The sequence below is a fragment of the Amphibacillus marinus genome, from assembly GCF_900110345.1.
GTDB lineage: Bacteria > Bacillota > Bacilli > Bacillales > Amphibacillaceae > Amphibacillus_D > Amphibacillus_D marinus.
The window spans coordinates 41,259-53,275 of the sequence record NZ_FODJ01000002.1 but is presented as its reverse complement, the minus strand read 5'-3'; the positions used below and the strand labels follow the sequence as shown (position 1 = coordinate 53,275).

Annotated in this window: 13 protein-coding genes; 8 read left to right on the top strand and 5 right to left on the bottom strand. The window is 40.2% G+C overall.

Features of this window, described 5'->3' with window-relative positions; all coding sequences use genetic code 11:
• Positions 1-23: 23 nt before the first annotated feature.
• Both BM000_RS04245 and trhO read right to left on the bottom strand, forming a co-directional pair.
• Complete coding sequence (locus tag BM000_RS04245) at positions 24-497, bottom strand: glutathione peroxidase (protein ID WP_091495154.1); 474 nt, start codon at positions 495-497, stop codon at positions 24-26.
• A gap of 175 nt (positions 498-672) precedes the next feature.
• Positions 673-1,632 (bottom strand): oxygen-dependent tRNA uridine(34) hydroxylase TrhO, encoded by a 960-nt coding sequence (gene trhO / locus BM000_RS04240; protein ID WP_091495152.1) that lies wholly within the window; start codon positions 1,630-1,632, stop codon positions 673-675.
• Positions 1,633-1,908: 276 nt separating this feature from the next.
• Here trhO and BM000_RS04235 point away from each other — a divergent pair, with 276 nt between their 5' ends.
• Positions 1,909-2,202, top strand: a complete 294-nt coding sequence (locus BM000_RS04235) for a hypothetical protein (protein WP_091495150.1) — start codon at positions 1,909-1,911, stop codon at positions 2,200-2,202.
• Here the strand turns inward: BM000_RS04235 and BM000_RS04230 are convergent.
• Positions 2,187-3,395, bottom strand: coding sequence for an MFS transporter (locus tag BM000_RS04230; protein WP_177178203.1), 1,209 nt, complete (start codon positions 3,393-3,395; stop codon positions 2,187-2,189). The two genes, BM000_RS04235 and BM000_RS04230, sit on opposite strands and share 16 nt — an antisense overlap.
• 102 nt (positions 3,396-3,497) lie before the next feature.
• Between BM000_RS04230 and BM000_RS04225 the strand changes: the two genes are divergently transcribed.
• The gene (locus BM000_RS04225) at positions 3,498-4,358 is read left to right on the top strand and encodes a LysR family transcriptional regulator (RefSeq protein WP_091495146.1); all 861 of its coding nucleotides are present in this window, start codon (positions 3,498-3,500) and stop codon (positions 4,356-4,358) included.
• Positions 4,359-4,563: 205 nt separating this feature from the next.
• Here the strand turns inward: BM000_RS04225 and BM000_RS04220 are convergent, their stop codons facing one another.
• Positions 4,564-5,430 carry an NAD(P)-dependent oxidoreductase gene (locus BM000_RS04220; protein ID WP_091495144.1) on the bottom strand — a complete coding sequence of 289 codons (867 nt, stop codon included), beginning with the start codon at positions 5,428-5,430 and terminating at the stop codon, positions 4,564-4,566.
• An 84-nt stretch (positions 5,431-5,514) separates the two neighbouring features.
• On the opposite strand from BM000_RS04220, the gene BM000_RS04215 reads away from it, so the two are divergent.
• Positions 5,515-5,985 carry a GNAT family N-acetyltransferase gene (locus tag BM000_RS04215; protein ID WP_091495142.1) on the top strand — a complete coding sequence of 157 codons (471 nt, stop codon included), beginning with the start codon at positions 5,515-5,517 and terminating at the stop codon, positions 5,983-5,985.
• A complete protein-coding gene (locus BM000_RS04210) occupies positions 5,969-6,412 on the top strand; it encodes a GNAT family N-acetyltransferase (protein WP_091495140.1) in 444 nt (147 codons plus the stop codon). Before BM000_RS04215 ends, BM000_RS04210 begins: the two co-directional genes overlap by 17 nt.
• Positions 6,413-6,605: 193 nt before the next feature.
• Here the strand turns inward: BM000_RS04210 and BM000_RS04205 are convergent, their stop codons facing one another.
• Positions 6,606-7,847: a S1C family serine protease gene (locus tag BM000_RS04205; RefSeq protein WP_091495138.1), complete on the bottom strand. Its 1,242-nt coding sequence runs from the start codon at positions 7,845-7,847 to the stop codon at positions 6,606-6,608.
• 177 nt (positions 7,848-8,024) lie between these two features.
• Between BM000_RS04205 and BM000_RS04200 the strand changes: the two genes are divergently transcribed.
• From BM000_RS04200 to BM000_RS04185, 4 genes are all read left to right on the top strand, one after another.
• On the top strand, positions 8,025-8,723 hold the full coding sequence (locus BM000_RS04200; RefSeq protein WP_091495136.1) for a response regulator transcription factor: 699 nt from the start codon (positions 8,025-8,027) through the stop codon (positions 8,721-8,723).
• On the top strand, positions 8,720-10,030 hold the full coding sequence (locus tag BM000_RS04195; protein WP_091495134.1) for a sensor histidine kinase: 1,311 nt from the start codon (positions 8,720-8,722) through the stop codon (positions 10,028-10,030). The genes BM000_RS04200 and BM000_RS04195 overlap by 4 nt, the downstream gene beginning before the upstream one ends.
• Positions 10,031-10,204: 174 nt before the next feature.
• Complete coding sequence (gene vanG / locus BM000_RS04190; RefSeq protein ID WP_091495132.1) at positions 10,205-11,257, top strand: D-alanine--D-serine ligase VanG; 1,053 nt, start codon at positions 10,205-10,207, stop codon at positions 11,255-11,257.
• Positions 11,254-12,012, top strand: a complete 759-nt coding sequence (locus BM000_RS04185; protein WP_091495130.1) for a D-alanyl-D-alanine carboxypeptidase family protein — start codon at positions 11,254-11,256, stop codon at positions 12,010-12,012. Before vanG ends, BM000_RS04185 begins: the two co-directional genes overlap by 4 nt.
• Positions 12,013-12,017: the final 5 nt, after the last annotated feature.

Sequence of the window (12,017 nt, the reverse complement as noted above, 5' to 3'; positions counted from 1 at the left end):
TTCGAAGGATTTTTTTCACTTAGTTATAGTAATGCTTTAATATCTTCAACCATTTCCTCTGGTTCTGTTGTGGGTGCATAACGCTTAATAATCTCACCTTTACGATCAATCAGAAATTTGGTGAAATTCCATTTAATTGCTCCACCTAGAATGCCCGAAGCCTCTTTTGTTAGATATTGATAGAGTGGGTGCGCATCCTTGCCGTTAACCTTGATCTTACTAAAGAGAGGGAAATCAACACCGAAATTTAATTGACAGGTCTGTTGAATTTGGTCATCATCACCCGGTTCCTGATTTAAAAATTGATTACTTGGAAAACCGAGTACGATCAGGCCCTGATCCTTAAAATCGTCATAGAGCTGCTGCAAGCCGTTAAATTGATTTTTCAACCCGCATTTCGTTGCCGTATTGACAATCAGTAGCACCTTACCATGATAATCAGATAAATCCTTAACTTGTCCATTGCTAAGCTTTGCTGAAAACTGATGAACACTCACGTACATTCGCCTCCTTGAGATAAAGATAGCAAGCACCAATCCGTTTGTCAAAGGATAGGTTTCTCTTGGGTTCTTGTGCTAAACAATGGTTGGGTAAGATTGTTTGGGCATGAGGGGCATCCTTGCAAGCGAATTTATGAGTTGAAAAAGGTGAGGACTAAGTCCCCACCTTTTCTTATGATAAAGCTTCTGCTTCAAGAGCAGCTAAACGTCTATTTACTTCTTCTAATGTTAGATTGTGCGCTTCAATATAGCGATTACGTGGGTGGGTCCGACATTTGTCTGTACAGCCACCTAAATATTTGTGTTCGTTTTCTTCAGAAGCTAGAATTTGTTTATTGCATTCAGGGTTCCCACAGTTGACATAGCGCTCGCAAGGTGAACCATCGAAGTAGTCCTTCCCAACAATTACATGTTCTACCTGATTAATCGGTACACTAATACGTTCATCAAAAACGTACATTTTGCCATCCCAAAGCTGTCCCTTCGTGCTGGGGTCCTTTGCATACGTTGCAATGCCACCATGCAATTGGTGAACATCTTCAAAGCCTTTTTCAATTAACCAGCCTGAGAATTTTTCACAGCGAATTCCGCCCGTGCAATAGGTGAGAACACGTTTACCCTCGAATTTCTCTTTGTGCTCATCAATCCATTGCGGTAGCTCGCGGAAATTACGGATATCAGGACGAACTGCACCACGGAAATGACCAAGATCAAACTCATAATCATTACGTGCATCAATCACAACGGTATCCTCATCCTGCATTGCCTCATAGAATGATTTAGGATTGAGGTAGTTGCCTGTAACCTGGTGCGGATCAATATCCTCAACACCTAGTCTCAACGTAACTAGCTCCGCTCGTGGCTTGACCTTAAGTTTTTTAAAGGCATGCCCATCAGCTTCATCAATTTTAAACGGCATATTACTGAAGCGTGGGTCAGCCTGCATCGCCTCGATATAGGCTGTTGTTGCTGCAACGGGACCTGAACATGTCCCGTTAATCCCTTCAGTAGCAACAAGAATTCGGCCCTTGAGGCCCAGCGAATCACAAAGTGCTTTATGCTCTTTGGCAAATGTTTCTGGGTCTTCAATTGTTACATACTGATAGTACAATAAAATTTGATATTCTCTCATTTTCTAATCACCTAATTCATCGTATTTGCAAGATACGGATTAAGGCGTAATCATCATAGTCTCTTGCGACTTTATATTATAAGGAATTTATCATACTTTTTCAACCTTTAAGTTAATTATGGGTGTTATTTAAAACAGTAGTTTAACTTATCTAATATTATTAATAAAGAACAGGGTTTATATCTGATCGTCCCCATCGCTTTTTTTATAGAGTAGCAAAAAAGTTGCAAGCTAACCAGATTCTCGTTATATTGTGAAGAAAAAGGGCGTGAAAATATGGCGACTAACGAACGGGACCAATTTGTTATCGAACAGTATGAGCAAGGTGAAAATGAGATGATCCTCCTGTTTGCCCAATGGTGCTTAAATCATAAGTTAGACCCCTATAAACTTTATCAAGAAGCATATCCTAATCAGAAAGCCTCTAGTAAACTCACGACCATTATGGAGGACGTGGTCGAGTTAAATCTGGCAGGTGATATTGATACCTTTCTGTTACTAGAAGCTTTGCAGGCATATGGCAATGATGATTTGGCTTGGATCGTGAGTCAGTATTATGAGAGACTTTGAGTAACTGCTTGCTTGAGTAAAGAAAGAGTGCGTGGAAGGATAGCAATTATTAAGGCGCCCACCACAGGAATTAATAGAAAAGCATAGACATTCGCTGCCCGATATTGATTAGCAATCCAGCCAAGAAATGGTGCCGAGATGACAATGGAACCGTGATTAATTAGCATTCGATAGCTAGACATCCGTCCATGATAGGCCCTGGCGGTGAGGATTTGCTGGGTGGATTGTAACAACACCCGAATCCAAGTTGTTCCTAACCCGATTAAACTTACCCCGATAAAAGCGGGAAAAGTAAAGTTACTTGGCAAGGCAAGGATGAGGAGCCCAGCCCCAGTAAGAATTAGCGAACCAACGGTATGAAACTGTCTTGTTTTTCTAAACCACCAAAAGCCGACGAGCCCAGCTAACCCCCCACCAACAGATAGCGTTGCATCGAGCCAACCATAAGTTGTTGCCTGCTCATTAATGTGGTCAATGGTGTAAACAGAGAGGAAGCCAATGCTCGTATGGTAGACAAGCTGTCCGACCATGGTCATGCTAAATAAGCGAAATAAAAAGGGATGTTTAATTAGGTAATGTAGTCCATCAATAAGCTGGCGATGTAGGCTGGTTTTTTTTGGTTTGTCTTGATTTGTCACTGCGGAACTGTTAATAAAGTTGACGGTAACTACTGCAAGTAAATAAAAGCCAATAATTAAGCTAACTGTCAATATCAACCATTCTTGTCTAATTAACCAACCACCAACACTTGCACCAATTAATGCACCGAATATGGTTACTGCATTGGTGTAAGCAATAACTTTAGGAAGCTGTTGTGGTGGGAAACTCTTCGCACTATGTGCTTGTAGCGTCGTACGAAAGACAGTTCCCATTAATTGCTGGAACATGTGAATAGAAAAAACAATAATTGGAACTAATGATCCAAGCGACAAGCTTGCGAACATCAAGCTAACTGCAATTAGGTTTCCAATTAGCGCGATAGAAGCAATGAGCTTTGTCGAAAAACGATCAACGATGACACCGATATATATGTTGCTTAGTAAACTTGGTAAAAAGCCAAGACTAACAAGCAACCCAGTAAAATCAGCCCGACCGGTTACTTGATATAATAACCAAGCAATTGTCACGAAATAAAGGGTTTTACTTATTTCTGAACAAAAAAAACTTACTAAAATACCAATATATTGCTTCATCAAATTCCCCCTCAGCATATAAGTATAGCAGTGCTTTTTCAATAAGAATAAGATATAATAATTATATATTTTAATAAGAAAAACTTATAGATAGGTGATTAGATGAAGGCTGATGATCTAAAATTAATTGTTGCTGTAAATCAATTTTGTACAATTCAACGTGCTGCAGAGGCGCTTTATATCTCTCAGCCTGCTGTCAGTCAACGCCTACAGCAAATTGAGCGTTATTGGGGTGAACCACTCTTTGTTCGTACCGCCAGAAAAATGGTTCTTACGCCTGCTGGTGAAGAGGTGTTGGCTTTTGCTAAGCATTACTTAGCTGAGGAATTAGTGGTGAAACAACGGATAGAAGCATTAAAAGAAGAGGTATCTGGTACGATTACAATTGGCGTCTCTTCAGTAATTGGTCAGTACATTATGCCCCAGTTATTAAAAACATTTATGACCAGTTATCCGGCTGTTCGTGTGGAAGTAACAGTAGGATTGTCAGATAATGTCCTACAAGGTAACTATCACGTCAAGCTCACTAGAGGTCAGCGCCCAGATGCTAAAAACACGTATCATTTATTTGATGCCCCCCTTTATTATGTTGAAATAAACGAACGTTCAGATGCCCGCCCATTTATCGAGCACCAGTCTGATAGTAGCTATCATGTCGACATTAATCAATGGCTTAAAGGTCGTTTCCTTGAGAACACTCTGGCTACTATTAAAGTTGATCAAATTGAAACATGCAAACAAATGGTTAGTCATGGGGTCGGGAGAAGTGTCTTACCAGAGACTGTAATTAAAGATTTTGATCAAAGCAAATTTATTATTGAACCTATCGTTCTAGCCAATCGACCAGTAAAGCGTTCGAATTGGTTAACGATTGGTGAGGGTGCAGACACTTTACCACAGGTTAATGCCTTTCAAGCGCTAGTACAGAAAAACTTCTTAAATGATTTGCTGAAGAGGCACTGAATTAGGGTAAGTGGTCGTGGTGAAAGGAAGTAACGATAAGAATCGTTGAAAAAAGAAGAGGTGCGCGGAAATAGCTTAAGGAGTCTTGGAAATTTAAACAATAACCGTGCGGTACCTAGTTAAAAAAGAGCGGATAAATTAGCGTTCTTGCTAGTTTATCCGCGCAAAACCAAAAAATAATTCAGTTAACATAGACGTTCAGCTTTTATGAAAACAGCTTAATTAATGCTTGTGTACCACTATCCTCATCACCAGCCTCGGCTAAATCCTGGTACAAAGAATGGGCAAGCTGTAGCCCTGGTGTTTCAAGGCCCATTTCTTCGGCGGTATCCAAGGCAATAAGCATGTCTTTAATAAAGTGTTTGACATAAAAGCCTGGAGCAAAATCACCTTTAATCATACGCGGTGCTAGGTTAGTTAACGACCAGCTTCCTGCTGCCCCTGTTGTAATGCTGTCGAGGACACGAGTTGGGTTCAGACCAGCCTTTCGTGCATAAGCAATGGCTTCGGTCACACCTAACATAGTTGAGGCAATGGCAATTTGATTACACATTTTTGTATGTTGACCGGCTCCGGCTGGTCCTTGATGAATAATTTTATCCCCGATAATTTCAAACAATGGGAGGGCACGTTCAAATCCTTCAGAATCACCGCCAACCATGATGCTAAGGGTTCCATTTCGTGCGCCAATATCACCGCCTGAGACGGGCGCGTCCAAAGCTATTAAGCCACGAGCCTGTGCAGTGCGCGTAATCTCTTCAGCAAGCGAAGGTTTTGATGTCGTCATATCAATGAGCAAGCTGCCAGGCTTGGCATTATTAATAATACCAGATTCGCTTAAGTAAACGGCTTCAACATCACTTGGATAACCAACGATGGTAATCATAACATCAACAGCTGGAGCCAGCTCAGCGATTGAATCATGCCAAGTTGCACCTTCCGCTAATAGCGGCGCTGCTTTTTGCTTTGTCCTTGTGTAAATATGTAGCTCATGTCCTGCTTTTAATAGATTTAAGGCCATACTACGGCCCATTACACCTGTACCAATAAAGCCAATGCTAGTCATTTCCATACCACTTTCCCTCCAAGTTTGTTATGATAATTTTACCGCAAAATGTTGAAAAATGAAAAAGAAATAGTAAGAAGGGGTGATTTGATGCTGAAATGGAAGATGAAGAAATTCACGGAATTTACAACATTAGAATGGTATCAGATTGCAAAGTTACGAGTGGATACCTTTATTGTCGAACAAAAGTGTACATATCGTGATCTTGATGATTACGATCAAGTGTCCACACATATTTTCTTACAAAAAAATGATCAAATAGTTGCTTATATGCGGTTAATTCCCAGTGGAAACTATTATCAGGAGGCCTCACTGGGACGAGTTATTGTGAAAGAGAGTGAGCGAGGCTTTGGGTATGGTAGAGAGCTATTAGATAAAGGCGTCCACCACCTTACTGAACAAATGGGCGAACAGGTAGTAAGAATCCAAGCTGAGTCTTACTTAAAGGACCTTTATGAATCGTATGGCTTTCAAGTTATTTCCGAGCCTTATTTAGAATTTAATATCTGGCATGTTGACATGCTGTTAGAGAAGGGTGATGAGCATGAAGTGGTCAGTTAAACGTTTTGAACAGCTATCATTAGCTGAGCTCTATCAGATTTTAAAAAAACGAGTGGAAGTATTTGTTGTTGAACAGGAATGTGCATACCCTGAAATAGATGGCAACGATCCAGATTGTTATCACTTGTTCCTTCAGGAAGGGGAAACGATTGTTGCTTATGCTCGGCTAATCCCACGCGGTGTATTATATGCTGAGCCTTCAATTGGTCGAATTATGGTTGACAACCGCTATCGAAAAGATGGCTATGGTCGTAAGTTAGTAAAGAAAGCAATTGAAATTATTTATGATGACTGGCAGGAAGAATTAATTAAAATCCATGCTCAGGTGTACTTACTGGATTTCTATCAATCATTTGGTTTCAAAGAAGTGACCGCTCACTACCTCGAGGATAATATCCCGCATGTTGATATGGTCTTGGAAAAATAAAACGTCCCTAGCCGCTTAGTTGGCTAGGGACTTGCTTTTTGGTAGAATCAATTTTCTATTAAAGAGGGGTAGAATAGACATGCCTTGTACTTGAATGATCTACTAAAAGCGGTTGTGAATGAGATGATAACATTCATTCACTAATTTATATAAAATTCATAAAGGAGATGGGGTAACCTCTATGAATGAATACCTACTCACCCTGGAGGGTAACAGTTGTCTCTTGGGCAACACCATCGCGGTAGAATGAAACAGTGATCGTATCACCAATTTCCGTTTCTGTGTATAAATATTGTCTTAGCGCCATCATATCGTTAATGGGTTCACCATTTAGCTCAGTAATCACATCATAGATTTCAAGACCGGCTTGAGATGCTGCGGATTCGTTATGGATCTCCGCTATTACAATACCACCAGATAGCTGATCGGCAGCCAAATTCAATGTGCGTTCAACGTGCTGTGGTGGTACTGATGAAAAGTCAATTGCACTAATACCCATAAACGGTCTAGAGACAGCACCTTCTTGCTCAAGTTGCTCAATAATAGGCTGTGCTTCATCAATTGGTATTGCAAAACCAATGCCTTCAACAGAACTCAATGCAATCTTCATTGAATTAATCCCAATAACTTGGCCTTGTGCATTAATTAGAGCGCCACCACTGTTACCGGGGTTAATTGCAGCATCCGTTTGAATAACGTCAACAGTCCAATCGGCAGTGCCATCATTGTTCAAATCAATTTCAAGTGATCGATCTAAGCCACTAATAATACCTTTAGTAACAGTTCCGGCAAATTCAGTGCCTAATGGGTTGCCTATTGCAATTGCTGTTTCACCGACGATAAGATCAGCAGAATTGCCAAATTCAGCAACAGTATCAATGTATGACGCATCAATTGATAAAACGGCTAAATCTGTTAGTTCATCTGAACCGTGAAGCTCAGCGTCAACCCGCTCTCCGTCTGTTAGGATAACTTCAATGTCGGTAGCCCCATCAATAACATGATGGTTGGTAACGACATAGGCACGCTCATTTTCTACTTTATAAATGACACCAGAGCCTGTTCCAGCATCAGCTGTTTCTGCCCAAAGATCAGCCGATTGGATATTAGCTACACCCACGACTGCACCCGCAACATTGCTTAATACCTCAGATGAGACACCATCATCTCCTGTTACTGTCTGGATCAGGTTCTGGGTGGGTTCATTATTACTACTTGTACCGTTTTCTAAATTCACTGTATTAAGAGGAATCATCCCACTGAACAAAAGGAGAAAACCAATAATGGCAACTGTTAACCCACCTGTTAAGCCACTTAACCAAATTGCTAAAAGACTCGTTTTTGGTTTTTTATTTGAGTTTGAGGGATGGTAATGGTCCGTTCTCTCCTCAATGTGCTCCTCCTTTTGTTCTTGATTATGAAAAAACTCGTCCATTGTAGCCACTCCTTTCAAGCTTTTAAATTTTTTGTTTGTTTTTGTCTACACTTCTTAGTATAACGAGCACCTTCGGCAATAATTCGGTATAATTGTGAAAAAAGTATGGAAGATATTTAACTAGTCAGAGAAGTAGAGATATGGGAAAATAAAGAGAGATGAAAGGAGGGTGTCCGGATGTCTAATTATATTTTTATTGTCGAGGACGATCCTAATATTCGTGATATCGTGTCGGCCTATTTAAAAAAAGATGGCTACCATGTTTCAATGGTTGACAATGCCGAAAAAGCTTGGGAATTAACACGAGGCAAACAACCTGATATGTGGATTTTAGATATTATGCTTCCAGGCATGGATGGCTATGAATTATGTAAGAAAATTCGGCAAGAGAGCAATGTTCCAATTATTATTATTTCTGCTAAAGATGAAGAGGTTGACAAAATTCTTGGCTTGGAGCTCGGTAGTGACGATTATTTGACAAAACCATTTAGTCCAAGAGAATTAGTCGCGCGGGTTAAGCGCTTATTTAAACGAACGACGATTCACTATGAGCAGAAGCCTCATGAGTCCGGTCAGCAACTGCAAATGGGTGCTTTGATCGTACGTCATAATGATCGCCGGGTTTTCTGGGCTGATCATGAGATTGAGGTGACCGCGAAGGAGTACGAGCTGCTGTCAAACCTGATCCAAAATCAAAATCGCGCCTTTTCCAGAGAAGAGCTATTAACCCTAATTTGGGGTGATGATTATTTTGGCAGTGATCGTGCTGTTGATGATCTGGTTAAAAGACTTCGTAAAAAAATGGATGGTGTTCCAATTGAAACTGTCTGGGGCTACGGTTATCGACTTAGCCATGAAGAAGAGGCTAATACATGAGACTTCAAACCCAACTGACGTTGGCATTTACAACGTTATTAGTGATTACGATGACCATTGTTGCGGTTATGGTTCATTCATTATTGCTTGATTACTTAATTCAAAATGAGAAGAATCAGATGCAAGAGAAAGCTGAAGTGTTTTCTAGTATTTTATCAGCTGAGGTAAGCTTTCAACAATGGCTCGACAATGAAGAATTATATATGTTCGTTTATGACCATGTTCGCCATCAGGTCTTGCTATATACGCCTTCTTTGGATGTTGATTTAATTGTTGATTGGGTGACTACTTACGATTTAACACAGTCTGATCAACCACTCTGGCATGACGGGAAGCAGCAATATGTCGTCTCAATTTTCCCGATGTATCCTGATCTCGTTGCGCAGGATGTCGTTTTAGTGACACCACTTGACGATTTACAAGAAGTACAACAAACTTTTTTTAACCGGTTAATGATCGTGTTTCTTGTTGGGATTCTTATTATTATTTTACTAACGCACTATTTAACACATCGCCTTGTTACACCGTTAACACAGCTTAAGTTCCAATTGAAAAAGATAGAAAAGCGCAAGTTCGACGATATTAAACGGGTACGAGCAAGTGGTGAAATTAAAGAAGTAGAAGAAAGTGTTATCGATATGGCGACAGAGCTTGAACGCTATATGAAGTCACAGCAGCAATTCTTCCAAAATGCTAGTCATGAATTAAAAACACCACTAATGACGATCCAGGGCTATGCTGAGGGCATTAAAGATGGTGTTTTTCAAAATATTGAGGCAGAACGCGGTTTAGAAGTAATGGTGGCTGAGATTAGTCGATTAAAGCAGATTATAAATGAAATGATTCTTCTAGCTAAGCTCGATAGTGATGAAAATGTTTATCAAGAGAAAACGTTATTTATAAGTGAGTTAGTTCAGTCTACCGTTGATCGGGCCTTGCCGTTAGCACTTGATCAACAAATTGCACTGAATCATCATATTGAAGAGGATGCTACCATTTACGTTGATGATGAGAAAATGCTCCAGGCAGTGATGAATATTGTCTCTAATGCTATTCGTCATGCGAAGAGTAAGGTGTTTATCGAGGTTATCCAGTTCTCAGGTCGTATTCATGTTCATATTGATGATGATGGGCCAGGGATAGAAAATGACCTTCTCCCTCATTTATTTGAGCGCTTTATTAAGGGAAAGGGTGGCGAAACAGGTTTAGGTCTAGCAATAGCGCGGGCAATCGTTGAGCGCTCCAACGGCACGGTCCACTGTGAGAAATCGCCATTAGGCGGTGCTCGTTTTACCATTATCTTATAAATTAAGTTTTGGGCTGCTATTTATCCAATAGCGGTCCTTTTCAACGGTCAAGAGGCGGCGTTTTTTAAAAAAGGACAAAGCTGTTATGCCCTTTTTCAAAAGAAAAATGCAACTTTCTCGTCAATATGTTCGTCCTTTAATGTAACCATTAAATTAATATAAAAAAGGGGTATCATCATGAAAAAAACAGTTGCTATTATATTCGGTGGTTATTCAGAAGAATATGATGTGTCATTGCAATCTGCAAGTGCAATTATAAATGGCGTTAATCAATCGGAGTTTGATCTTGTACTAATCGGAATTACTCGAGAAGGAGAATGGCTTAAGTATGATGGCTCTATTGAGGGAATTCGCCAAAATACATGGTGGCAGGATAAAGCCAGCTGTAGTCCAGCCATTCTTTCTCCTGATCGGAAGCATAAGGGTGTTTTAATTAATCAAAATGGTCAACTAACTGTTCTGCGTATAGATGTCGCTTTTCCAATTTTACATGGGAAAAATGGTGAAGATGGTACCATTCAAGGCCTGCTTGAACTAGCCGGTATTCCTTATGTTGGCTGTAGTACGATTAGTTCAGCATTATGTATGGACAAGGAATTGGCACATAAACTAGTTAAAATAGCGGGCATTGAAGTGACACCATCGCTCACTCTTTATCAAAAGCCAACCAAGCCAGCATTGTTAAAGCAAATAGAACCATTAAATTATCCGTTATTTGTAAAGCCTGTAAATGCCGGTTCATCATTTGGGATTACGAAGGTGATGGCAGAGAATGAGCTTGAGCAAGCAGTTAAGTTTGCCTTTAAATACGATAACAAAGTAGTTATTGAGCAAGGTGTTGAAGGCTTTGAGGTTGGCTGTGCTGTATTAGGCAATGACACGTTGACAATTGGACAGGTAGATGAAATTGAACTGGTGGATGGTTTCTTTGATTATACTGAGAAATATTCGTTAAAAACAGCAAAAATTCATATGCCTGCCCGCATTACTAATGAGTTGGCTACTGAAATTAAAGAAACGGCTGAGCAAATTTATCGAGCTCTAGGCTGTACGGGTTTTGCACGAGTAGACATGTTTTTAACTCCTGAAAAGAAAATTGTTTTTAACGAGGTAAATACTATACCAGGTTTTTCAGAATTTAGTCGCTATCCAAATATGTTAAAAGGTATTGGGATGTCGTTTGAGGATATTGTTAAACAGTTGCTTGAACTGGCTTTGCAGGCATGAGCACGGTAGCTTTAACATGGCAGGATGTTTGCCAAGGGCAATTAATGCTAATAAATGCAGAGAATCCGATTAAGCGAGCGACTGCTGTTAATGAACTTGCTCCTGTAACTAGCTCGTATGCAGCTATCCTGTTTAACAAGAAGGCGGCAAGCCAGCTTGAATTGCTTGTTTCACAAGTAAACGGGCAAGAGCAAATTGTTCCGACTAGTGGCTATCGCTCAATTGAGGAGCAACGCACTATTTATCAAAATAGTTTGGTTAAGCATGGGCGTGAATTTACTAATCTGTATGTAGCAAAGCCAGGCTGTAGTGAGCATCAGACGGGATTAGCAATCGACTTAGCAGAGGCGAATGAACAAATTGATTTTATTCGCCCCGCGTTCCCAGATGAAGGAGTCTTCAGGCAGTTTAAACAACTCGCAAGTCAATATGGCTTTATCGAACGCTATCCAGTATGGGGAACAAACCGTACTCACATTGGTCATGAGCCTTGGCATTTTCGTTATGTGGGCCACCCACATGCTGAGTTAATTAAATTAAAGCAGTTTACTTTAGAAGACTATATTGATTTTCTCGAGCAATTTGAAGGTCTGGGTAAGTCATTAGAAATTGAAGTAAATGGGCAGTGCTTTACAATTGTGCGCATTTCTATTGATGTAAAGCAGACGACCACATTTGAAATACCTGAACGTATGCAATACATGATTTCAGGAAATAATCGTGACAGTGTAATTGTGACACTGTGGGAGGAATAGAGGAA

Bases quoted from the DNA above. Each gene is read 5' to 3' on its own strand.
- BM000_RS04235 (WP_091495150.1), top strand. From the start codon at position 1,909: ATGGCGACTAACGAACGGGACCAATTTGTTATCGAACAGTATGAGCAA.
- BM000_RS04210 (WP_091495140.1), top strand. From the start codon at position 5,969: ATGAAGTGGTCAGTTAAACGTTTTGAACAGCTATCATTAGCTGAGCTC.
- BM000_RS04185 (WP_091495130.1), top strand. From the start codon at position 11,254: ATGAGCACGGTAGCTTTAACATGGCAGGATGTTTGCCAAGGGCAATTA.
- BM000_RS04215 (WP_091495142.1), top strand. From the start codon at position 5,515: ATGCTGAAATGGAAGATGAAGAAATTCACGGAATTTACAACATTAGAA.
- BM000_RS04200 (WP_091495136.1), top strand. From the start codon at position 8,025: ATGTCTAATTATATTTTTATTGTCGAGGACGATCCTAATATTCGTGAT.
- BM000_RS04220 (WP_091495144.1), bottom strand. From the start codon at position 5,430: ATGGAAATGACTAGCATTGGCTTTATTGGTACAGGTGTAATGGGCCGT.
- BM000_RS04225 (WP_091495146.1), top strand. From the start codon at position 3,498: ATGAAGGCTGATGATCTAAAATTAATTGTTGCTGTAAATCAATTTTGT.
- trhO (WP_091495152.1), bottom strand. From the start codon at position 1,632: ATGAGAGAATATCAAATTTTATTGTACTATCAGTATGTAACAATTGAA.
- BM000_RS04205 (WP_091495138.1), bottom strand. From the start codon at position 7,847: ATGGACGAGTTTTTTCATAATCAAGAACAAAAGGAGGAGCACATTGAG.
- BM000_RS04230 (WP_177178203.1), bottom strand. From the start codon at position 3,395: ATGAAGCAATATATTGGTATTTTAGTAAGTTTTTTTTGTTCAGAAATA.
- BM000_RS04195 (WP_091495134.1), top strand. From the start codon at position 8,720: ATGAGACTTCAAACCCAACTGACGTTGGCATTTACAACGTTATTAGTG.